Source organism: Nocardia sp. NPDC058519, from assembly GCF_042719755.1.
GTDB lineage: Bacteria > Actinomycetota > Actinomycetes > Mycobacteriales > Mycobacteriaceae > Nocardia.
In genome coordinates this window covers 221142-242340 of record NZ_JBHXNK010000001.1, presented here as the reverse complement: position 1 = coordinate 242340, position 21199 = coordinate 221142, and the positions used below count along the sequence as shown (strand labels likewise).

General features: G+C 65.4%; 24 protein-coding genes, 2 tRNA genes and 1 pseudogene. 16 read left to right on the top strand and 11 right to left on the bottom strand.

Annotation, left to right across the window (positions count from 1 at the left end):
* Positions 1 to 10: 10 nt before the first annotated feature.
* Positions 11 to 478 carry an NUDIX hydrolase gene (locus tag ACFWPK_RS01165; RefSeq protein WP_378912488.1) on the top strand — a complete coding sequence of 156 codons (468 nt, stop codon included), beginning with the start codon at positions 11 to 13 and terminating at the stop codon, positions 476 to 478.
* On the opposite strand, the gene ACFWPK_RS01160 is transcribed toward ACFWPK_RS01165, so the two are convergent.
* From ACFWPK_RS01160 to ACFWPK_RS01150, 3 genes and pseudogenes are all read right to left on the bottom strand, one after another.
* Entirely contained in the window at positions 460 to 1032 is a 573-nt protein-coding gene (locus ACFWPK_RS01160; protein ID WP_378912486.1) for an HD domain-containing protein, read from the bottom strand. The two genes, ACFWPK_RS01165 and ACFWPK_RS01160, sit on opposite strands and share 19 nt — an antisense overlap.
* Before the next feature lie 276 nt (positions 1033 to 1308).
* Positions 1309 to 1515, bottom strand: a pseudogene (locus ACFWPK_RS01155) (helix-turn-helix domain-containing protein); the annotation flags it as partial.
* A 401-nt stretch (positions 1516 to 1916) separates the two neighbouring features.
* On the bottom strand, positions 1917 to 2567 hold the full coding sequence (locus ACFWPK_RS01150; protein WP_378912484.1) for a Uma2 family endonuclease: 651 nt from the start codon (positions 2565 to 2567) through the stop codon (positions 1917 to 1919).
* A gap of 126 nt (positions 2568 to 2693) precedes the next feature.
* Here ACFWPK_RS01150 and ACFWPK_RS01145 point away from each other — a divergent pair, with 126 nt between their 5' ends.
* On the top strand, positions 2694 to 2960 hold the full coding sequence (locus ACFWPK_RS01145) for a hypothetical protein (RefSeq protein WP_378912483.1): 267 nt from the start codon (positions 2694 to 2696) through the stop codon (positions 2958 to 2960).
* A gap of 32 nt (positions 2961 to 2992) precedes the next feature.
* A complete protein-coding gene (locus ACFWPK_RS01140; RefSeq protein WP_378912481.1) occupies positions 2993 to 3445 on the top strand; it encodes a hypothetical protein in 453 nt (150 codons plus the stop codon).
* A 56-nt stretch (positions 3446 to 3501) separates the two neighbouring features.
* Here the strand turns inward: ACFWPK_RS01140 and ACFWPK_RS01135 are convergent, their stop codons facing one another.
* Complete coding sequence (locus tag ACFWPK_RS01135; RefSeq protein WP_378912480.1) at positions 3502 to 4020, bottom strand: hemerythrin domain-containing protein; 519 nt, start codon at positions 4018 to 4020, stop codon at positions 3502 to 3504.
* A 171-nt stretch (positions 4021 to 4191) separates the two neighbouring features.
* On the opposite strand from ACFWPK_RS01135, the gene ACFWPK_RS01130 reads away from it, so the two are divergent.
* Positions 4192 to 4770 carry a hypothetical protein gene (locus tag ACFWPK_RS01130; protein ID WP_378912479.1) on the top strand — a complete coding sequence of 193 codons (579 nt, stop codon included), beginning with the start codon at positions 4192 to 4194 and terminating at the stop codon, positions 4768 to 4770.
* A gap of 28 nt (positions 4771 to 4798) precedes the next feature.
* Here ACFWPK_RS01130 and ACFWPK_RS01125 read toward each other — a convergent pair whose 3' ends face one another.
* Positions 4799 to 5446 carry a hypothetical protein gene (locus tag ACFWPK_RS01125; protein WP_378912478.1) on the bottom strand — a complete coding sequence of 216 codons (648 nt, stop codon included), beginning with the start codon at positions 5444 to 5446 and terminating at the stop codon, positions 4799 to 4801.
* Between the two features lie 77 nt (positions 5447 to 5523).
* On the opposite strand from ACFWPK_RS01125, the gene ACFWPK_RS01120 reads away from it, so the two are divergent.
* Positions 5524 to 5967 (top strand): NUDIX domain-containing protein, encoded by a 444-nt coding sequence (locus tag ACFWPK_RS01120; RefSeq protein ID WP_378912477.1) that lies wholly within the window; start codon positions 5524 to 5526, stop codon positions 5965 to 5967.
* On the opposite strand, the gene ACFWPK_RS01115 is transcribed toward ACFWPK_RS01120, so the two are convergent.
* On the bottom strand, positions 5957 to 7252 hold the full coding sequence (locus tag ACFWPK_RS01115; RefSeq protein WP_378912476.1) for a hypothetical protein: 1296 nt from the start codon (positions 7250 to 7252) through the stop codon (positions 5957 to 5959). The two genes, ACFWPK_RS01120 and ACFWPK_RS01115, sit on opposite strands and share 11 nt — an antisense overlap.
* 170 nt (positions 7253 to 7422) lie before the next feature.
* On the opposite strand from ACFWPK_RS01115, the gene ACFWPK_RS01110 reads away from it, so the two are divergent.
* Positions 7423 to 7626, top strand: coding sequence for a cold-shock protein (locus tag ACFWPK_RS01110; RefSeq protein ID WP_378912475.1), 204 nt, complete (start codon positions 7423 to 7425; stop codon positions 7624 to 7626).
* Here the strand turns inward: ACFWPK_RS01110 and ACFWPK_RS01105 are convergent, their stop codons facing one another.
* Together ACFWPK_RS01105 and ACFWPK_RS01100 are read right to left on the bottom strand one after the other, a co-directional pair.
* Complete coding sequence (locus ACFWPK_RS01105) at positions 7627 to 7896, bottom strand: hypothetical protein (RefSeq protein WP_378912474.1); 270 nt, start codon at positions 7894 to 7896, stop codon at positions 7627 to 7629.
* Between the two features lie 86 nt (positions 7897 to 7982).
* The gene (locus ACFWPK_RS01100) at positions 7983 to 8765 is read right to left on the bottom strand and encodes an MHYT domain-containing protein (protein ID WP_378912473.1); all 783 of its coding nucleotides are present in this window, start codon (positions 8763 to 8765) and stop codon (positions 7983 to 7985) included.
* A gap of 418 nt (positions 8766 to 9183) precedes the next feature.
* On the opposite strand from ACFWPK_RS01100, the gene ACFWPK_RS01095 reads away from it, so the two are divergent.
* Entirely contained in the window at positions 9184 to 9387 is a 204-nt protein-coding gene (locus tag ACFWPK_RS01095) for a cold-shock protein (RefSeq protein ID WP_056812000.1), read from the top strand.
* Positions 9388 to 9463: 76 nt separating this feature from the next.
* Here the strand turns inward: ACFWPK_RS01095 and ACFWPK_RS01090 are convergent, their stop codons facing one another.
* Positions 9464 to 10267 (bottom strand): DNA polymerase beta superfamily protein, encoded by an 804-nt coding sequence (locus ACFWPK_RS01090; RefSeq protein ID WP_378912472.1) that lies wholly within the window; start codon positions 10265 to 10267, stop codon positions 9464 to 9466.
* A gap of 135 nt (positions 10268 to 10402) precedes the next feature.
* Here ACFWPK_RS01090 and serA point away from each other — a divergent pair, with 135 nt between their 5' ends.
* Together serA and ACFWPK_RS01080 are read left to right on the top strand one after the other, a co-directional pair.
* Entirely contained in the window at positions 10403 to 12001 is a 1599-nt protein-coding gene (gene serA, locus ACFWPK_RS01085) for a phosphoglycerate dehydrogenase (RefSeq protein WP_378912471.1), read from the top strand.
* Positions 12002 to 12238: 237 nt separating this feature from the next.
* Positions 12239 to 13246 carry a 3-isopropylmalate dehydrogenase gene (locus ACFWPK_RS01080; protein WP_378912470.1) on the top strand — a complete coding sequence of 336 codons (1008 nt, stop codon included), beginning with the start codon at positions 12239 to 12241 and terminating at the stop codon, positions 13244 to 13246.
* A 132-nt stretch (positions 13247 to 13378) separates the two neighbouring features.
* Here the strand turns inward: ACFWPK_RS01080 and ACFWPK_RS01075 are convergent, their stop codons facing one another.
* Positions 13379 to 14554: an MFS transporter gene (locus ACFWPK_RS01075; RefSeq protein WP_378912746.1), complete on the bottom strand. Its 1176-nt coding sequence runs from the start codon at positions 14552 to 14554 to the stop codon at positions 13379 to 13381.
* A 303-nt stretch (positions 14555 to 14857) separates the two neighbouring features.
* On the opposite strand from ACFWPK_RS01075, the gene ACFWPK_RS01070 reads away from it, so the two are divergent.
* The 4 genes from ACFWPK_RS01070 (at position 14858) to ACFWPK_RS01055 (ending at position 17492) form a co-directional block, all read left to right on the top strand.
* A complete protein-coding gene (locus ACFWPK_RS01070) occupies positions 14858 to 15631 on the top strand; it encodes a fumarylacetoacetate hydrolase family protein (RefSeq protein WP_378912469.1) in 774 nt (257 codons plus the stop codon).
* A 20-nt stretch (positions 15632 to 15651) separates the two neighbouring features.
* The gene (gene gltX / locus ACFWPK_RS01065; protein WP_378912468.1) at positions 15652 to 17127 is read left to right on the top strand and encodes a glutamate--tRNA ligase; all 1476 of its coding nucleotides are present in this window, start codon (positions 15652 to 15654) and stop codon (positions 17125 to 17127) included.
* A 192-nt stretch (positions 17128 to 17319) separates the two neighbouring features.
* Positions 17320 to 17391 (top strand) — tRNA-Gln (locus tag ACFWPK_RS01060).
* 28 nt (positions 17392 to 17419) lie between these two features.
* Positions 17420 to 17492 (top strand) — tRNA-Glu (locus ACFWPK_RS01055).
* 51 nt (positions 17493 to 17543) lie between these two features.
* Here the strand turns inward: ACFWPK_RS01055 and ACFWPK_RS01050 are convergent.
* The gene (locus ACFWPK_RS01050; protein WP_378912467.1) at positions 17544 to 18245 is read right to left on the bottom strand and encodes an IclR family transcriptional regulator; all 702 of its coding nucleotides are present in this window, start codon (positions 18243 to 18245) and stop codon (positions 17544 to 17546) included.
* 63 nt (positions 18246 to 18308) lie between these two features.
* Between ACFWPK_RS01050 and leuC the strand changes: the two genes are divergently transcribed.
* The 3 genes from leuC (at position 18309) to ACFWPK_RS01035 (ending at position 21181) form a co-directional block, all read left to right on the top strand.
* Positions 18309 to 19733 carry a 3-isopropylmalate dehydratase large subunit gene (gene leuC, locus ACFWPK_RS01045; RefSeq protein ID WP_378912466.1) on the top strand — a complete coding sequence of 475 codons (1425 nt, stop codon included), beginning with the start codon at positions 18309 to 18311 and terminating at the stop codon, positions 19731 to 19733.
* A gap of 35 nt (positions 19734 to 19768) precedes the next feature.
* Complete coding sequence (leuD, locus tag ACFWPK_RS01040) at positions 19769 to 20377, top strand: 3-isopropylmalate dehydratase small subunit (protein ID WP_378900388.1); 609 nt, start codon at positions 19769 to 19771, stop codon at positions 20375 to 20377.
* Between the two features lie 156 nt (positions 20378 to 20533).
* Positions 20534 to 21181, top strand: coding sequence for an HU family DNA-binding protein (locus ACFWPK_RS01035; protein WP_056811975.1), 648 nt, complete (start codon positions 20534 to 20536; stop codon positions 21179 to 21181).
* Positions 21182 to 21199: the final 18 nt, after the last annotated feature.

Here is a 21199-nt window from a genome sequence, read left to right as displayed (position 1 = left end):
GGGGTCGACCATGGGCAGAATCGAGTACTACCACGATCCGAAGGCACCGAAACCGAATTCGCTTGTGGTGGCGTGCAATCTGCTGGTAGCTGATGGGGCAGGGGCAATCCTGTTGCAGCGTCGGCGTGATACCGGGCAATGGGCGCTGCCCGGTGGAGCCATGGACTTCGGCGAAACTGCGGCCGAGTGTGCGATCCGGGAATGCCGCGAGGAAACGGGCATCACGGCTGAAATCACCGGATTCCTAGGGATTTACAGCAATCCGCACCACATCGTTGCCTACACCGACGGTGAGGTGCGGCAGCAGTATGAGAACACCTACATCGGGCGGCCGGTGTCGGGCGAACCGACGATCAATGACGAAGCCGATGGAGTCGTATTCGTAGCTCCCGATGCGCTGGGCGACTACGACATTCACCCGAGCATGCGGCAGCAGATCGGTGACTTCCTGTCCGGAAGCTATCCGTATCTCGGCTGATTCGTCTTCGCTTGTTCGATTCTTGTCGCAGCGGCCATGATTTCCGGTTCTGCGCGTTGAATGAATCTGCCCACCAATGTGTCCGGTCCGTAGCGGCCGATGATCTCGGCGATCCGGGCGGACGGGGTGGTCGGGTTTCCGTCGGGGGTTGTGGTCATGTCGGCGTAGATCAGTGCGTCTACCAGGAGGTCATTGTCGTGGAGCGGGAACTCGGACTCCAACTCGCGGCGGAGTCCACGCTCCTCGGCCTCGAGTAGGGCGCAACTGTGGTTGGCGACCAACCGTGTCAATTGTTCATCGGCGCCGTGTTGGTCGCGCAGAAATCGAGCGCCGTCGAGCGGGTGAAAGCCGGTTAGTGCCAGGTCAGGGGAGTAGCCGACATCGTGGAGAACCGCGGCGGCCCACAATAGCTCCGCGTCGTCGCCCACGATCCCGGCCAGAGCTCCAGCTGCTCGTGCGACCACTTGGGAGTGCGACCAGCGACGCGGCAACGCATGTTGCAACTCTGACCGTGCGACGGCCTGGGCCCACTCGGTGTCGATGCGACAAGTCACAGGACAGGAAGCTACCGGAGTGCTGTTCGGAAATATGGTCGACCAGTTGATTCCGAGCCGACCCACCGGCAGGGAGAGCGGACTTTTGTAGAAGAAGCAGCCGTCGCGCATTATGCGCGATCGGGCTGGGCGGACACTCGAAGTCGTTCGCTTGCTCCGGGATCGCGGTGCCGATGCCACGATTGCGAATCATCGAGGACAGACGCCACTGTGGCTGAGCTCGATGCTCACGGCGGTGAAAGACGAGCCAGATATCAAAGCAAGGGTTGCTGATCGCTAGATGGACGCCGTTGCCCAGCGCGACCGAATAGGGCATCTATCAGCGTGGTTTGCGCATTCCGGGGTGTGTCCGAAGGTGCGGCGGAAGACGTCGATGAACGCGCTGGCCGAGGACCAGCCGCACAGGTGCGCCACTGCGGTCACAGGCGTGTTCTCGGCGAGTAAGACCAGAGCGTGAAACAGACGCAATTGGGTGCGCCATTGCGACTATCTGCCCACGCGAGCGGGCACCGCCAGTGGCATTACTCTTGGACTGACCGTCAGCATCGGCGGCCTGGCCACGCCCCTCATCGGCGGCATCGCCGACGGAACCTCCCTACGAACCGCGCTGACCCGTTGGTCCTTATGCCCGCCCTGATTGGCTGCTGTTCCGCACGCTGCCCGAACCCGTCCCGCCCAAGCCCACGTCGGCGGTGGAGCAAGCGGAGACTCTGCGCCCAGAGGTACGGGCCTGACCAGGAAACTCTGCCGCCGCCAGACCTTCTGTTTCGCCGGTGAGGCCGAGGTAGGTCTGTAGGAGGTGGCGATCCAGAGCAGATCGATCAGGTGCAGTTCGAGCTCGCCAAGGGTTCGCTGGGGTTGGAGGACTTCGGGAGCTCTAGCGATCAGAAGGTCAGTGAGGACCATGGGATGTCGAGGGCGAACGGAGAGGGGAACGAAACATTCCCGCCTTCGGCTGAGGTCCATTCACCTGCGAGAACATAGTTTGCTGGGCGTAACGGGCGGACTCCCTCGGGGAGTTCGGCGTGGCCGATGTCGAGTCCGTAAACCCGGACCGTGCCGATCGCGCCGGTGTCTCGCTGCAGGCTGACTTCCCAATACCACGGGATGCCGCCGCTCGCGTATCGCGCGCGTTTGGCTTCTATGTCGATCGGCGTGTTCGACGGCGAAAGGACTTCGCCGACCAGCACAGTATCGGTAGCACGGACGTCGGCGAAGGGCGGCAGACAGCGATGCACCAGGAAGTCGGGGGTTACGAAGTCGGACTTTCCCGCACTACCGAAGAACACATTCGTTTCGAGGTTGGCTCGCCAGCATCGTTCGGAAACAGCCGACATGTCATCTCGAGCGCACCGTTCTATCTGCTCGGTCAGCCGACGCATCGCCATCTGGTGCTCGCCCGGGCCGCGCCGCACCCATACCACCCGTCCCTCCCACAGTTCGATCTGCGAGGCGATCTCCACAGGCAGGTCTTCCAGCTCTTCCCAGGTCATATGTTCTGGAAGATCTGGGCGCTCGATGCTGGGCACAGGCATTCGTTCATGCTACCTATGCCCAGCTCACGGCGCGGGCGAGAGAGGTCTCGCAGGCGTCGCGGGCGCCGCCGACACTCGAGCGCGTCCAGGGTCAGCTGGTCTGGCGAACCTTGATAGCGTCGCTGCATGATCAGCTCATCGCATGAGGCGATGCACGGGATCTTCACTCATGATGCCGCCGCAGTCGGTCATGCTTTCCGCGTTCTTGATCTTCCTTTTCCTGAACCCATTGCAGTGGAACAGATCTCGGTCGACCTCACCGCGACGACGCCGGTTGAACGGCGTGCGGACACGATCCTGCGGGTCACGACCGTCAACGACGAGTTCCTGCTTATCGTCGAGGCGCAGTCGAACGGAATGTCACGAGGTTCGCCGCGTGGTCGTTCTACGTAACCTTTCTGCACAACAAGTACGAGTTGCCGGTCGTGTTGGTGGTGGTCTGCCACGACAAGGAGACCGCGACCTGGGCGGGCAAACCGATGACCCTCACGTACAGGAGCTGGACCAGCTTCACTCTGCAGCCGCTGGTCCTCGGCCCGCATAACGTGCCTGCGATCACTGATCCAGCAGAGGTTCTCGCCGACACCGACGCCGCCCAGCTCTGGAGGGACAAAATGGACACGGATCTGTCGTTCTTCCGTTCGGAATCCGCTCAGCGGCTCCGTGCTCAGGGGCGTGAGCAAGGGTTCGAACAGGGCTTGGAGCAGGGACTTGGTCAGGGCGTCGCACGTTCGGTGTTGACCGTGCTGACCGGTCGTGGAATCGAGCTCTCCGCAGCCCAGCGAAAGCTGCTCGCCGACACCACCGACGTTGATCAACTCAACGAGTGGTTGTTGCAAGCGGTCACCGCGACCCGCGCGGGAGAGCTCTTCGGCTGAGTTCCAGTCTGCCGTCTGGGTATCTGAACGGCAGGGTTGGTTGCCGGACAAACCGTCTACGAGATCACCAAGCGGAGTGGGCCGGGAATTGTGGCCAGTACCCTGCGGCGGCGTTCACCCTCCACATCCCGCAGTAGCCACGAGTAATAGGCCCGAAGTCCGCGGAGTCCGATGCGACGGCGCATCTCTCGGTCGAGTAGCGACCATTCTCGATCGTTGATCAATGGCAGCGTTTCTTGCTCTTCGTGCCGCAGGTGGTTGTGCAATAGCTCGGACAGTGCCACGAGCGTTGGTCGCGCGGCGACCGGTCCCGCGGTATCGAAGGCCCGGTTCACCTGGGCAAGAAGCGGATCGATCCGGTCGTGTTCAGCGGCCATCGCCTCGACCAGCCGCGCGTCCACGCCGCGGCGGCGCAGACTCGGCCAGAGCACGACGTCCTCCGCAGTGTGGTGGACGGAAAGTTGGGTACGAAACTGGGTCCAGCGTTCACGATCCGGAGCGGTGGCGAGCGCCAGGAGATCGCGCCGGAATGCGTCATGTGCTGCGTACATCATGGCTAAATCGCGTTCAGACATCTGACTGACCTTTCGTCATGCGGGTGATCCGCCTCATGGACCAATTACATCCGCGCAGGATGAGGCAGAACATCGTTCATTCGCCCAATTCCATACGTGAGCGTCTCCGGATCGCTCGGGTGCGCTGCCGGATCGCTGGTGCGCTGACAGAATCGCCTTCACAATGAGTAGATGAATCCCGTTGTGCAGCAATTGATTACCGTGGGCGGAGTCCTTCTCGGGGCGGGGGCGACGTTTGCCGGGGCTGCGTTTACCGAGCGGTCGAAGTGGCGGCGAACTCAGGGCAGTCGGTGGGATGACCGGCGGCTTGTGGCGTACAGCGAGTTCGCTCACTCGCTGAAGCACTTCGCGGTGTTGTCGCAGCGGATGGTAGCGGGGAGAGGGTTCCCTCAAGCAGGGCAGCCGATTTCAGCGGTCGAAGGTGCGCAACTCCTGGCCGAGGCCGAATCCGAGAAGACGCTGAAGTGGGAGATGGTGTTGCTACTCGGATCCCCCGAAGCTGTTGCATCTGCTCGGCTTTGGAACAAGGCGGTGTGGGAGCTCAGTCTCGTAGCGATGGGTGGCGAGATGAGTCATGACGACTACCTGCGCGCTTACGAGGCGACAGGTCACAAGCGGAACGCCTTCTACGAATGCGCTCGCAAAGATTTGGGGGTTCGCAGCGGGGAACTGCCGTTCGGGGATGGGCCGTGGTTGCCGCAGAACGTGTTGCCTGCGCTGCCGGTGGATCAGGGGGTCGCTGGGTCCTAGCGCGATGGGTGCAGGATTTCGGGGTGGTCTAGTTCTCGGTTTCGCGGACTTTGATGGCGTCGCGGGAGATGTAGACGTCGTATTCGCCGGGGGTGGCTATGGTGGCGTTGCCGTAGGCGGAGCGGATGAAGGGGTTGGTGTACCAGCGGTTTTCGTTCATGTCTTCGAAGAAGTCGCGGTCGCCGCCGTTGAGGAAGATGTGGTCTTGGGCGGGGGATTTGCCGTCGAGGCGTTGGCCGAACAGGCGGCTGATCTTGTAGCCGGAGTGGAAGCCGAGGGCGTTGACCCATGGTTCGAGTTCGACGATGTTGGACTGTAGGGCCCAGAGATCGCCCTCGATGCGATGGGTTGTCGGCTGGCCCGCGGTTCCGTCTTCGTTGAACTGGGTGAGTACGACGTCGAGTTGGTGTTCTTGGCCCGCAACGGGTTTGGCGACTACGTGGGCGGCTTTGATTTCGCCGGTGAGGCCGAGGTAGGTCTGCAGGAGGGTGGCGATCCAGAGCAGGAGGACCGCGACCAGGAGCAGGGCCGCGCCGGGGACCGCGCGGCCGAGCACGGCCTTGGGGCCGCGGCGGCGGGTGGCGGCCAGTGCGGCCGTGACCAGGAGCAGGACAGCGAGGGCGATCAGGGCCAGGAGACCGACCTGGGCGAACCCGAAGGACACCGGGAAACTCATGATGTGGGTATACCCCGAAAACATCTGCGGCAGGCACTGTCTCGAAGTTCTAGGGTGGGAAATTCGATCAGGAGGGGGTGACGGTGGAGAAGTATCGGGTGCTCGTGGGGGTTCATCTGGTGTTGGTCGATGTGCAGGGGCGGGTGTTGTTGGGGCGCAGGCTGAACACGGGGTTCGGGGACGGGTTGTTTCATGTGCCCGCGGGGCATCTGGAAGCGGGGGAGTCGGCGGTGGCCGGGTTGATCAGGGAGGCACGCGAGGAGGTGGGGGTCGAGATCGATGCTCGGGATGTGGAATTCGCGCATGTGTTGCACAGCGATGAGCGGGTGCAGATGTTCTTCACCGTGCGGCGATGGGCTGGCCTGGTCACCAACCGTGAGCCCGAAAAGTGCTCGGAACTGGGCTGGTTCGAGCCCGCGGGGTTGCCCGACGAGATCGTCGACTACTGCCGGGTGGGCATCGGCAAGGTGATGGCGGGACAGGCGTTTTCGGAATACGGGTGGGAATCGGCTAGGGGCTGACGATCTTCGGTGGCGCGGCCCGGAGGCGCATCAGGGCCAGGACGGCGATCGCGCAGCCGAGGGCGACGGCGATCGCGACCACGCCGGGGCCCATGCCGCGATCCACGTCCGCGGTGCGGTACCAGGATGACGAATAGGCGAGGTGGCCGAAATCGCTGTCGCTCAGGGCGACTCCGATCGAGGGCACGAACAGGATCGCCAGGCCGACGGTCCCGGACGTGGGGCTCTGCGGAACCGAAGTGCCGAGGCAGTACCCGGCGACCGCGCCTAGGGCAAGGCAGCCGAAGGCAGCGGTGAGAGTGGCGTTCGGGGCGAAGACATCGGTGGCGAGGACGAAGCAGGCCAGGGCGAGCACGCTCGCCGCGGCCACCACCGGACGTGGTGTGCGGATGCCGATCAGCAGGCCGGCGGCGGTGGCGGCGAGGGTGGCGAGGTCGATCCAGCCCGAGCGCGGCAGCGTGGTGACGAGGCTGCCCGCGACGGAGAAACTGCTCATCAACAGGACCAGGATGCCCTCGCGTCCCGGCAGGATCAGCGCGGCGGCGACCGCGGCAGCGATGGCGACGATCGAGGCGATGATCAGATAGGAGGTGCTGGTCTTGTCGGACGCCACAGCGAGCGCGGTGACGATGGTCGTCGTGAAGGCGACGACGGCGGCGAACACGGGCGCCAGTGGGATGGCGGTTTCGATGGTCGAGCGGGCCGGGGCCGCCGTGGTGAACGCGAAGTAGGCGAGGGCGAGCACGGTGGCCCCGATGAACCACAGGGGCAGTGCGCCTCCGACCGCGCCGCTGAAACCGTCGGCATCCGGGTCGGTGGGCGACTGGGTCAGGTCGCCGAGAATGGTGCCGCCGAGCGCGCCGAACAGGTAGACGGTTCGCAGCAGCGGTTCGTTCCAGACCGCCACCGCGAGGGCGCCGATGACGACACCCGCGAGCAGCGCGTCGATGAAGTTCAAGGTGGGCAGCGACAGGCTGTCGAGGTGACCGTCCGAACTGTCCGGGATGAAGGCCAGATGGTTCACCAGGATGCCGAGCAGGGCGAGCAGCGCGGTCCAGCGGGCCGTTCGCACGCTGCCGATGGCCACGGTGACGGCGGCGGTGATCACCGCCATGAACGCGGCACCGGTCATCGCCCGCGGAACGTTGAACACCAGCAGGTCGACATGCAGCGACGCGGCCAGCGAGGCGAAACTGATCGGCAGCATGATCGCGAGCGCCGCGACCGAGGTGGCGACGAAGATCGTGACGGTTTCGGCCGCGCAGCGAACGGTCGAAGGCTGCACCGAATCCCCGTTCTCGCGGCTGACCCGGTCCGGGCGGACCGTGTCCGGAGCATAGCCATTTCGTCACAGCCCGATCGGCTCCTCGAGCCGAAAGCCCTTCGTGTCGCGGGTGCCGGCATGCGACGATTGACGAATCAGGCTGGTGGGCACAGGAGTCGGAAGGTCGGTTGATGCCAAGTGGGGTCGTGACCTGGTTCGACAGCGGCAAGGGTTTCGGATTCATCACCCCCGACGCTGGTGGGCCCGATGTGTTCGTCGAGTACACCGCGCTGATCGGCGAGGGGTTCCGCACGCTGCGCGACGGTCAGCGCGTGGAATACACCGTCACCGACACTCGGCGCGGACCCGAAGCGCACGATGTGCAGGCCGGGTGATCAGAAGACAGCCACCGCGTAGACGGCGAAACCCGTAGCCGCCAGCGAGACGACCGCGCTCAGGATCAGCAGCGCAGTGTTGAGGCGGTGCAGCCGGTCGTGCCGGGCGCGGTGTGCGAAAAAGGAGTTCGTGGGGTTGCCGTCGCCCACGAAGCAGGACCGAGAGTCGTGCAACGCGCGGTTCGCACGAGTTTCGGCGACGGTGGCGGCGAAGAGGCTGAGTGCGCCGGTGACCGCGCAGATTACGGTGACGGCAATGACAAACGGCATCTGGAACTCCCCCGTGAATTCGGCATAGCCGCAGCTCATGCCGGTGTTTGCTACCTCCTTATTCTCTCACCGGGGTCCGACAGGTTTCAGTTCTGCCCGCTCGGCCAGAAGCGGCTCGCGTTCTGATTGTGGACCGGGCGGGTGAGGTTGGGGTCCTCGGCTTCGGTGATGCCGACCTGCATCAGCAGGATCATGGTCACCATGCTGATGCCGATGATCAGCGGAGTGAGCAGCTGGGCGGCGGTGGCGCCACTGGCATGGGCGACGTGGGCGCTGGTGTGCGCGCTCATCGAGAACATGCCGGTGTAGTGCATGCCGGTGACGGCCACGCCCATCAGCAGGGCGGCGCCCATGGTGGCGACGATGCCGTGGATGTGCAGGGCGAACCACAGCGCCGCGATCGAGGCGACCACCGCGATGGCGAGCGACGCGGCGACCACGACGGGGTCGTAGATGATCTCGGCGTCGGTTTTCATCGCGTACATGCCCGCGTAGTGCATGGCCCCGACGCCGAGTCCGGTGATCGTGCCGCCGACCGGTAACGCGGCGCTGTCCCAGCTGCGACGCACCACGATGGACAATCCGAGCCACACCACACCCATGGCGACAGCGGCGCTGAACAAGGTGATGGGAACGTTGTAGCGGATGGTCACCCCGCGTACCGAAAAACCGAGCATCGCGATGAAATGCATGACCCAGATACCGGTGCCACCGAGTGCGATCGCGGCCGCGGTGAGCCAGCCGCCGTGCATGCCCGAAGCGCGCGAGCGAACCATGCAACGCAGCGCCAGCATCGACCCGATGACCGACATGGCATAGGCCAGCAGGGGGGTCACCCAGCCGTAAGTGAAATGGTTGATATCCAGCACCTTCTGCTCCTAGCGTGATTTCCCGGCGAGGCGTGCGATCCCTCACAAACTCGGAAAATACGCTGGTAGAGAATTTGCCGTACTAGGTTTCTCGAAAATGTCTAGGGTTGCTGACGGTGACACGTCCCTAATGCATAGAGTTCTCGATGGTGAAGGGTGCCAGTCGGTTTGATGCGTGTGTCCGGCTAATCTGGCATCCGTGGAGCAACTACCTCGGCATACGCTGAGCATCCACCCGAAAGGCGGGCTGCGTCACGTCCGTGACGGCACCGGCCGGCAGTGCTCGGGGGTTGCCTTCCTCACAGTTCGCACACTTTGCACGGTGGGATGTGGCCGAATTCGTCGGATCATGGCATGGTGGACACCGAGACCAGGACCGGACTATTAGGACCTAGCTCATCTACAGAAGGTTTTTGAAATGGCACAGGGTGTTGTTAAGTGGTTCAACGGCGAAAAGGGCTTCGGCTTCATCGCCCAAGACGGAGGCGGCCCGGACGTCTTCGTTCACTACTCCGCGATCGGCGGCTCCGGCTTCAAGTCCCTCGAAGAGGGTCAGCGCGTGGAGTTCGAGGTCGGTCAGGGTCAGAAGGGCCCCCAGGCTCAGGACGTTCGCGCCATCTGATTCTGCGCTGACCAGCGTACGAATGTGAAGCTCCGCACCGGATGGTGCGGAGTTTCTGCTATCTACAGGTCTTCTGCTATCTCAGCGCTTCCGCGCGGAAGAACTCACCCGTGATCGCCATCGACGTGGTGAGATCGCGCGGCCCGCGGGAGTCGAATTCCGTCGTGGCCCGCTCGAATTCGGCGTCGATGAACGCCGTGATCAGCGCGGGCGGGGCGGCCGAACCCATCTCCCTGGTCTTCGACTTGAGATCTGTCAGCTCGGTGATCGCCGCCACGAGGTCGGCGGGCAGCTCGCAGTCGGCGAGCAGCGTGGGCAGGTGCATCGGCGCCACCGCGGCGCCGGGGTGCTCACGCAACCAGCGCAGCGCCATCGCGGGTCGCAGCGCGTAGAACACCTTCTTCAAACCACCGTTGCGCTCGAACAGCGCCCACTGGCGCGCGCCGAGGTGCAGGTAGTGCCGGGCGATCCGGTCGCGATCGGCCACCTCCGTCGCCACCTCGCGCAGCCGGGTGCGAAACGCCTCGTCGCCGCGGTAGACGATCGGCGACATCAGCCATTCGACGAGCACCGCGTTGCCCGCCACCAGCAGGCGCAGCGCCTTCGCCAGATCCCAGCCGTTCACATCGAGCAGACCGATCAACGGTGTTTCGATCACATCGCGGGTGCGCCACGGGGACAGGTAGGTGTCCAGGCCTGCCACGTAGACGAAGCGGCAGTCGTAGTCGGAGTCCGGCGAGGGGAAACCCCAAGCACGGCTGCCGCTTTCGATAGCGAGACGGATGGTTACGTCGTGCTCGGCCGCCACCCGGTCGAGCTCTGCGTCGACGGCGGCCACCACAGCCGGGTCCATCGATTCGGGGACGGTGCGCAATGACATGAGCTGATGTTAGAGGCGTCGGTGCGCAGGGTTCACCCGGTTTTCGGGCAGGGGGGTAAGGGCAACCGAAGTCCGGGCGACTATTCTGGTTCGCGGTAACTGCCGACCCCCTTTCTTCCCCAGGAGTACCCCACAGTGAGCCAAGCAGGCCGTCCTGTAGTTCTGATCGCCGACAAGCTCGCCCAGTCGACCGTCGACGCACTCGGTGACGGTGTCGAGGTTCGCTGGGTCGACGGACCCGACCGCCCGGCGCTGCTCGCCGCGGTCCCCGAGGCCGACGCGCTGCTCGTGCGCTCGGCCACCACCGTCGACGCCGAGGTGCTCGACGCGGGCAAGAAGCTGCAGATCGTCGCCCGTGCCGGTGTCGGCCTCGACAATGTCGACGTGCCCGCCGCCACCGAGCGTGGCGTGATGGTCGTCAACGCGCCGACCTCCAACATCCACACCGCCGCCGAGCACGCTGTCACGTTGCTGCTCTCGGCCGCGCGGCAGATCCCGGCCGCCGACGCGACCCTGCGTGAGAAGACCTGGAAGCGCAGCAAGTTCAACGGTGTCGAGATCCTCGGCAAGACCGTCGGCGTCATCGGCCTCGGCCGTATCGGCCAGCTGTTCGCGCAGCGCCTCGCCGCGTTCGAGACCAAGATCGTCGCGTACGACCCCTACACCTCGCCGGCCCGCGCCGCCCAGCTCGGCATCGAACTGCTGACCCTGGAGGAGGTGCTCGAGCGCGCCGACTTCATCTCGATCCACCTGCCGAAGACGCCCGAGACCAAGGGCATGCTCAACGCCGAGACGCTGGCCAAGACCAAGCCGGGCGTCATCATCGTCAACGCCGCGCGCGGTGGCCTGATCGACGAGCAGGCGCTTGCCGACGCCATCAAGTCCGGCCACGTGCGTGCCGCCGGTCTGGACGTGTTCGAGACCGAGCCGTGCACCGACAGCCCGCTGTTCGACCTGCCCGAGGTCGTCGTGACCCCGCACCTGGGCGCCTCCACCTCGGAGGCCCAGGACCGCGCGGGCACCGATGTCGCCAAGTCGGTGCTGCTGGCGCTGGCCGGTGAGTTCGTGCCGGGCGCGGTGAACGTCACCGGTGGCGCCGTGAACGATGTCGTCGCGCCGTGGCTCGATGTGGTGCGCAAGCAGGGCGCCCTGCTCGGCGCCATCGCCAGTGAGCTGCCCGTCAGCGTTGAGGTGCAGGTGCGCGGCGAGCTCGCCTCGCAGGACGTGGCCGTGCTGGAGCTGTCCGCGCTGCGCGGTGTGTTCTCGGCACTGGTCGAGGACCAGGTCACCTTCGTCAACGCTCCGGCGCTGGCCAAGGACCGTGGCATCACCGCCACCGTCACCACCGCTTCGGAGAGCCCGAACCACCGCAGCGTCGTCGACCTGCGCGCCGTGTTCGGCGACGGTTCGACGCTGAACGTGGCGGGCACGCTAACCGAGCCGAACCTGGTCGAGAAGATCGTCAACATCAACGGCCGCAACTACGACATGCGCGCCGAGGGCCTGAACCTGGCCGTGCTGAACTACAGCGACAAGCCGGGCGCGCTCGGCAAGATCGGCACCAAGCTGGGCGAGGCGGAGATCGACATCCTGGCCGCGCAGCTGAGCCAGGACATCGACGCCGAAGGTGCCACCGTTGTGCTGCGCGTCAACGCCGAGGTCTCGGCCGAGGTGCAGACCGCGATCGCCGAGGCCGTCGGCGCCTCGAAGGTCGTCCTGGTCGACCTGGCCTGATTTATCGGAGCGCTGGCGCGCTCGAGTCGCGGCCCCGCCGGTCCCGACGAAATGCGGGGCGATACTCGCGCCTTCGGCGCATTGTCTCGCCCCGCCTTTCGTCGGGACGGCCGCGACGCCCGCTGCGCGGGCAAGCCTCCTCGAGGTCGGCCTCGACGTGGCTGGGTCGGTGCGTAACGGCACCACCGACGGTTGGTCGTGGCGACCGCCGATCCTGAAGAACGGGAGCTGGACTTCATGAAACTCGCAGTTATCGCCGGTGACGGCATCGGACCCGAGGTCATCGCCGAGGCGGTCAAGGTGCTCGACGTGGTGTTGCCCGGTGTGGAGAAGACCGAGTACGACCTGGGTGCCGCGCGGTACCACCGCACCGGGGAGATCCTGCCGGAGTCGGTGCTGCCCGAGCTCAAGCAGCACGACGCGATTCTGCTCGGCGCGATCGGCGATCCGTCGGTGCCCAGCGGCGTGCTCGAGCGTGGGCTGCTGCTCAAGACCCGTTTCGCGCTCGATCACCACGTGAACCTGCGTCCGTCGAAGCTGCACGCCGGTGTCACCAGCCCGCTGGCGGGCAACCCGGATATCGACTTCGTGGTGGTGCGTGAAGGCACCGAGGGCCCCTACACCGGCACCGGCGGCGCGATTCGCGTCGGCACGCCGCACGAGGTGGCGACCGAGGTCTCCAACAACACCCGCTTCGGCATCGAGCGTGTGGTGCGCTACGCCTTCGCCACCGCGCAGGCCCGCCGCAAGCACCTCACCCTGGTGCACAAGAACAATGTGCTCACCTTCGCCGGCTCGCTGTGGCAGCGCACCGTCGACGAGGTCGCCGCCGAATTCCCCGAGGTGACCACGGCCTACCAGCACATCGACGCCGCCACCATCCACATGGTGACCGACCCGGGCCGCTTCGACGTGATCGTCACCGACAACCTGTTCGGTGACATCATCACCGACCTCGCCGCCGCCGTCAGCGGTGGCATCGGCCTGGCCGCCTCGGGCAACATCGACGCCTCGGGCGTCAACCCGTCGATGTTCGAGCCGGTCCACGGCAGTGCCCCCGACATCGCGGGCCAGTCCAAGGCCGACCCGACCGCCGCCATTCTCTCGGTCTCGCTGCTGCTCAACCACCTCGGCAACACCGAGGGCGCGGCCCGCATCGAATCCGCTGTGGCCAAGGACCTGGCCTCGCGCACCGGCACCGCCTCCACCGTGGAGGTCGGTGACCGCATCGCGGCCATCGTCTGATCCCGTCGCACGCGAAAGGCTCGCTCCGGCTGAATGCCGGAGCGAGCCTTTGTCATTGGTGGTGTGGATCGAATTGTGTTCGGTGAGTAGGAGATACAGGTATTCGACCGAATTCGCGGCCCGTGATGGAAGCTACTTCCAGGATCCCCTGGGGACCAATGGCACCGCCGCCACCGCGGCGACCGCTGCCAGGGCGTACACCACGGGGAAGCCGGTCGCCGTGATGACGGCACCGAAAAGTGGTGGGACGGCGGCTATCGCGATGTTCTGGCCGGTGTTCTGGATACCGAGGCCTCGCCCGCTCCAGAACGGTCCCGCTATTTCGGCCACGGCCGTGAACGCTAAGCCGTTGTCGGACACCGAGATCACCGAAGCCGCGACCATCAAAGGAACCGCAGCCCACCACCAGTCGGTCCAGGCGGTGATCGTCAGCGCGGCCATGGCGACGGCGGCGGCGACGGCTACCTGGCGCAGGGGGCGCAGGCGCGAGCCGACACGGTCCGACCAGGCTCCCGCGCCGATTCTTCCTGCGGCGCCGAGGAACTGGGTGACGGTCATCAGCGCGCCAGCGGCGGCCAGTGACCAGCCGAGGTCGACGTGCAGCCACAGCAGGCCGAAGGTCCACAGGGTGGCCTGGGGGACGACCAGCAGGATCGAGACACCGTGGATCCGCCACAGGGTGGAGCCGCCGCGATAGGGGTTGGCGCGGTCGGCGGCCTTCGCGGGCGGTCGCGGTGGGTCGATGATGCCGACCAGGCAGCCGATCGCGGCCACCCCGGCCATCAGCGCGGGCACCAACATGGCCGCGGGAATGCCATGGTGCACGGCCACCCACGGGATGGTGAGCGCGGCGATGCCGACACCGAGCGGTTGCGCGGTCTGGCGGATACCCATGGCCAGACCGCGCCGGTCCGGCGGGAACCAGCCGACGATCACCCGGCCGCTGGCGCCGTTGGAGCTGGCGGCGCCGATACCGCCGACGAACAGCAGCGCGGCGAACGCGACGGGGTTGTCCACCACGGCCGCGGCGACGCCTGCCACACACATCAGCAGCGTGCCCGCCACCAGCACGATGCGTTCGCCGATCCGGTCGACCACGTACCCCCAGGCGATCAGGGTGCAGACCAGACCTACGGTCGGTAGTGCCACCAGCGCACCGGCGGAGGTGAGCGAATCGCCACGAGCGGTGAGCGCGGGCAGCAGGAACGGGGTGCCGTGGATGAAGATCGAACTGGAGGTCTGCGCGAACACGCCGAGGGCGAGCATCAACCAGCGTCTGCCGTTACCCAGCTGCGTCACGTCGACCATCGGCCCCGCGTCTGTCACGTTTCTCACCTCGCCGGATTGCACGATTACATCTCAATATATGAGATTGATGTCTCATTGTTTGAACATCACTGTTCACGCTACACCGGTGACCCGTGGATGTTGCCCACCGGTGAGGTGTCTGACGGGTCACATCGCCGCACACACGAATCCCGCACGCGGGCAGTGGCTTCGAATCACATCGGTGTGATCTGTCACGCACTTCGTCCGAGCCGCTATCAACGGACCCATGTCGCATCACGGGCGCGTTCGGGCAGGTAGCCCCGTCTCGATAGACTCCGGGGCATGCGCTTAGGTCGAGTTGCCAGTCCCGATGGAGTCGCTTTCGTCAGCATCGAAGGCGACGGAGGCGACGCCGTCGCCAAGGAGATCGCCGAACATCCGTTCGGCTCGCCGACGTTCACCGGGCGGAGCTGGCCGCTGGCCGATATCCGCCTGCTGGCGCCGATCCTGGCGAGCAAAGTGATCTGCATCGGCAAGAACTACGCCGCCCACGCGGCCGAAATGGGTGGCGAGGCACCGGTGGACCCGGTGATCTTCATCAAGCCGAACACCTCGATCATCGGCCCGAACGCATCGATCATCCTGCCGCCCAGCTCTTCTCAGGTCGACTACGAGGGCGAGCTGGCCGTGGTGATCGGCCGTCCGTGCAAGGACGTGTCCGCGGCGAAGGCATCCGAGGTGATCCTGGGCTACACCATCGCCAACGATGTCACCGCCCGTGATCAGCAGCGCCACGACGGCCAGTGGACCAGGGCCAAGGGTTACGACACGTTCTGCCCGCTCGGCCCGTGGATCGAAACCGCGCTGGACCCAAGCGATCTGGAGATCACCACCGAGGTAGACGGTGAGGTCCGCCAGCGCAGCCGCACTTCGCTGTTCCTGCACGATATTCCGAAGATCATCGAATGGATCAGCTCGGTGATGACCCTGCTGCCCGGTGACGTGATCCTCACCGGCACACCGGAAGGCGTCGGTCCGCTGCGGGCCGGGCAGAACGTGTCGGTCACCGTCGAGGGCATCGGCACCCTCACCAATCCTGTTGCCACCAAGCGCTGATACAGCGAAAGAAGAGAGTCATGACTGAAGTACGGGTCCGTTTCTGCCCGTCCCCGACCGGCACGCCGCACGTCGGCCTGGTGCGCACGGCGCTGTTCAACTGGGCGTTCGCGCGCCACCACGGCGGCAAGTTCGTGTTCCGCATCGAAGACACCGACGCCGCACGCGATTCCGAGGATTCCTACCGCGCGCTGCTCGACGCGCTGCGCTGGCTCGGGCTCATCTGGGACGAGGGTCCCGAGGTCGGCGGACCCTACGAGCCCTACCGGCAGTCGCTGCGCCGCGATTCCCATCTCGACGTGGTGCGCCGGCTGCTCGAGGCGGGCGAGGCCTATGAGGCGTTCTCGACGCCGGAGGAAGTCGAGGCCCGTCATCGCGCCGTCGGCCGTGATCCGAAACTCGGTTACGACAATTTCGATCGCGACCTCGGTGCCGAGCAGATCGCGGCGTACAAAGCCGAGGGTCGCCCCGCCGTTGTCCGTTTGCGGATGCCCGACGAAGATCTCGGATGGAACGATCTCGTCCGCGGCGAAACCACCTTCAAAGCCGGAACCGTCCCCGATTTCGCCCTCACCCGTGGCAATGGCGACCCGCTCTACACATTGGTGAATCCGGTCGACGACGCGATGATGCGGATCACCCATGTGTTGCGGGGCGAGGATCTGCTCTCCTCGACCCCACGTCAGCTCGCGCTGTATGCCGCGCTGCAGCGTATCGGGGTTGCCGAGTTCACGCCCGAGTTCGGCCATCTGCCGTTCGTCATGGGTCAGGGCAACAAGAAACTGTCCAAGCGCGACCCGGAATCGAATCTGTTTCTGCACCGCGACCGCGGATTCATCCCCGAGGGATTGCTGAATTACCTCGCCCTGCTCGGCTGGAGTATCGGCGAGGACCGCGATGTGTTCTCCATGCTGGAAATGGTCGCGGCTTTCGATATCTCGTCGGTGAATTCGAATCCGGCCCGCTTCGATCAGAAGAAGGCCGACGCCATCAATGCCGAGCAGATTCGCCTTCTCGAGCCCGGCGATTTCGGTCACCGTTTGCGCGAGTTCCTCACCGCGCAGGGCCACATCGGCGCCGAAATCGATGAGAAGACGTTCCTGGTCGCCGCCGAACTCGTGCAGACCCGCATCGTGGTGCTCGGTGACGCGTGGGACCTGCTGAAGTTCCTGTTCGTCGCGCCAGGGGACTTCGCGATCGACCAGGCGGCAGGCACCAAGAATCTCGGCGCCGAGGCCGATCCGGTGCTCGACGCCGCGATCGCCGCTGTGGAGCCGCTGGGCGAGTGGACCACCCCGGCACTGGAGGAGGCGCTGAAAAAGGCGCTGATCGACGATCTGGGGCTCAAGCCGCGTAAGGCGTTCGCGCCGGTGCGGGTCGCGGTGACGGGCTCGCACATCAGCCCGCCGCTGTACGAGTCGATGGAGCTGCTCGGCCGCGAGGTCTCGCTCGACCGGCTGCGCGCCGCGCGTGGTTGGGCTCCTGCCGCGCAGTAGCCGTGGGGAGCGGGTGCGGCCACTTCGCCGCATCCGTTCCAAAGGTGCGAAAAACGGCCGAAAAGCGGCTTCTGACCAGGCGATTTGTAGTTTACCCCCTAGTGTTTGGTAATCTTCTCATCGCCGCGGAACACGGCCTCGCAACACCGACAACCACTCGGTGGAGATTGCAAGGTCGGGCGTTTCGGTCTTTGGGGTATGGTGTAATTGGCAACACAGCTGTTTCTGGTACAGCCATTCTAGGTTCGAGTCCTGGTACCCCAGCAAGGTTTCACCCTGGTGAGATCGTCCTGGCCCCGTCGTCTAGCGGCCTAGGACGCCGCCCTCTCAAGGCGGTAGCGCGGGTTCGAATCCCGTCGGGGCTACAAAGCAAAGTAAGGCCCCCGGTCGAATCCGACCGGGGGCCTTCTCTGTTTCTACAGCCGCTTGTGCAGTGCCTCGGCGGCCGCGACCAGATCGGCGGCCCAGCGCGCGCCCGGCCTGCGACCCATTCGATCGATCGGCCCCGATACCGAAACGGCGGCCACGATCACCCCGCCCGCATCGCGCACCGGCGCAGACACACTCGCCACGCCCTGCGCGCGCTCGGCGGCACTCTGCGCCCAGCCACGCTTGCGCACCTCGGCCAGCGCCCGGTCGCCGAACACGGCGTCGGCCAGGACCGTGCGCTGTAGCTCGGGATCGGCCCACGCCAGCAACACCTTCGCCGCCGAACCCGCGGTGAGCGGTAGGCGCGAACCGACCGGCACCGTGTCACGCAGGCCGACCGGCGGCTCCAGCGCGGCGATGCAGACGCGTGCGTGCCCGTCGCGGCAGTACAGCTGGACGCTCTCGCCGGTGATCTCACGCAGGCGGGGCAGAATGGCACCGGCGGCCTCCACCAGTGGATCGGCCGCCCCCGCCGACAACTCGGTGAGCGCGGGCCCCGGCCGCCACAGTCCGTTGCCGTCACGGGCCAGCAGCCGATGCGTCTCCAGCCCGACCGCCAGCCGATGCGCGGTGGCGCGTGGCAGGCCGGTGCGGGTGCACAGGTCGTTGAGACCGCAGGGCTCGTCGGCGACGGCGTAGAGCACCGCCACGGCTTTGTCGAGAACACCGATACCGCTATGCTGTCTCATAGAACGATACTAACGTCTCAAATGCTGAGATACCAAGTATGCCCGTCGAAAGGTGATCAAGCAATGGCCGAGCGCGCTCGCACACTGGCCGAGAAGGTGTGGGAACAGCACGTCGTCGCCAAAGGCGAAGGCGATGGTTCCTCCCGTGAACCCGACCTGATCTACATCGATCTGCACCTCGTGCACGAGGTGACCAGCCCGCAGGCCTTCGACGGGCTACGCGCGGCCGGCCGGCCGGTGCGCAGAACCGATCTCACCATCGCCACCGAGGACCACAACGTCCCCACCGCCGATATCGACAAGCCGATCGCCGACCCGATCTCGCGCACCCAGGTGGAGACGCTGCGCCGCAACTGCGCCGAATTCGGAGTGCGCCTGCACTCGATGGGCGACGTGGAGCAGGGCATCGTGCACGTGGTCGGCCCGCAGCTGGGTCTCACCCAGCCCGGTATGACCGTCGTCTGCGGTGACAGCCACACCTCCACCCACGGCGCGTTCGGCGCGCTGGCGATGGGTATCGGCACCAGTGAGGTCGAGCACGTGCTTGCCACCCAGACGCTGTCGCTGCGCCCGTTCAAGACGATGGCCATCACCGTCGACGGCGAATTGGCGCCCGGCGTCACGAGCAAGGATCTGATCCTGGCCGTGATCGCCGAGATCGGCACCGGCGGCGGCCAGGGCTATGTGCTGGAGTATCGCGGCGAGGCGATTCGCAAGCTGTCGATGGAAGCGCGGATGACGATCTGCAATATGTCCATCGAGGCGGGCGCACGTGCGGGCATGATCGCCCCCGACGCGGTGACCTACGAATTCCTGAAGGGCCGCCCGCACGCACCGCAGGGAGCCGACTGGGATGCCGCAGTGGCCTCCTGGGACGCGCTGGTCACCGACGAAGGCGCGGAGTTCGACGCCGAGGTCCACATCGACGCGAACACCCTGACCCCGTTCGTCACGTGGGGCACCAATCCCGGCCAGGGCCTGCCGCTGGGCGCGAATGTGCCCGACCCGGCCCAGATCGTCGACGAGAACGAGCGCGAATCCGCCGAGAAGGCCTTGCGCTACATGGACCTGACGCCGGGAATGCCGCTGCGTGAGGTGAGTGTCGACACCGTATTCGTCGGTTCGTGCACCAATGGCCGGATCGAGGATCTGCGCGCGGTCGCCGATGTTTTGAAGGGCCGCCACGTGGCCGACGGTGTGCGAATGCTGGTCGTGCCTGGCTCGATGCGGGTGCGCGCGCAGGCGGAAAAAGAAGGACTCGGCGAGATTTTCACCGCCGCGGGCGCGGAATGGCGTCAGGCGGGCTGCTCGATGTGCCTGGGTATGAATCCCGATCAGCTGGAACCGGGTCAGCGCTGCGCGTCTACCTCGAACCGCAATTTCGAGGGCAGGCAGGGCAAGGGCGGTCGCACGCACCTGGTCTCACCGCTGGTCGCCGCCGCGACGGCGGTCCGGGGAACCCTGTCCTCGCCCGCTGATCTGGCCTGAGTCACCGATCACCTACAGATCGAAAGGGAATCGTTATGGAAGCCTTCACCGTTCACAAAGGCATCGGTGTGCCGCTGCGCCGGTCCAATGTCGACACCGATCAGATCATCCCCGCCGTTTACCTGAAGCGCGTGACCCGAACGGGTTTCGAGGACGGCTTGTTCGCCGGATGGCGCGCCGACCCGGAGTTCATTCTCAACACCGAGCCGTACAAGCGGGGCAGCGTGCTGGTGGCAGGCCCGGATTTCGGCACCGGTTCTTCCCGTGAGCACGCTGTGTGGGCGCTGTCGGACTACGGCTTTCGGGTGGTCATCTCGTCTCGTTTCGCTGACATCTTCCGGGGAAATGCGGGTAAGGGCGGGCTGTTGGCCGCGCAGATGTCACAGAACGATGTCGAAATGCTCTGGAAGCTGATCGAGGAACAGCCCGGCATCGAATTGGTTGTCGACCTGTCCGCACGCACCGTCACAGCGGGAACCGTCGTGTTGCCGTTCGATATTGACGACTACACCCGCTGGCGTCTGCTGGAGGGTTTGGACGACATCGGCCTCACGCTGCGACAGGCCGACGTCATCGGCGAGTTCGAAAAGGGAAGGCCGTCATGGAAACCCGTGACGCTGCCGGAGCCTATTTCACGGGCGTAATCAGCTGGGGCGCTTAGGGGCGCATCCCGGGCGGCGGTAGCTGGACGTGTGCTAAACCACATGAATTTTGGCGTGGCACATAGACTCTTGCTCAAACTGGGTTTACCGTGGTACCTAGTCGGTCCGACGACGGGCCATTAGTCTGCGGAGGATTCAATGAACAAGGCGGAACTGATCGACGTTCTGACCGAAAAGTTGGGTACGGACAGGCGGACGGCAACCGCGGCTGTCGAGAATGTTGTCGACACCATCGTCCGTGCCGTGCACAAGGGTCAGAGCGTCACCATCACCGGATTCGGTGTGTTCGAACAGCGCAAGCGTGCTCCCCGGGTTGCCCGTAACCCGCGTACCGGTGAAACCGTGAAGGTGAAGGCCACTTCGGTGCCTGCCTTCCGGCCGGGCGCACAGTTCAAGGCGGTCATCGCGGGTAAGCAGAAGCTGGCCTCGTCCGGGCCTGCCGTCAAGCGAGGCGTGAATGCCCCGGTGGCGGCGAAGAAGGCGGCAGCCAAGAAGACCGCGGCGAAGAAGACCGCGGCCAAGAAGGCCACGCCGTCGAAGGGTCCCGCGAAGACCACGGCCCGCAAGGCCGCCACTAAGGCTCCTGCCGCCAAGAAGACCACGGCGGCAAAGAAAGTGACGGCGGCCAAGAAGGCGCCTGCCAAGAAGGTGACGGCGGCCAAGAAGGCGCCTGCCAAGAAGGTCACGGCCGCCAAGACCACGGCGGTCAAGAAGACCACTGCTGCGAAGAAGGCTCCCGCTAAGAAGACTGCTGCCAAGAAGACTGCCGCCCGTCGTGCTCGTTGATCCTGCCGCAGCGGGATC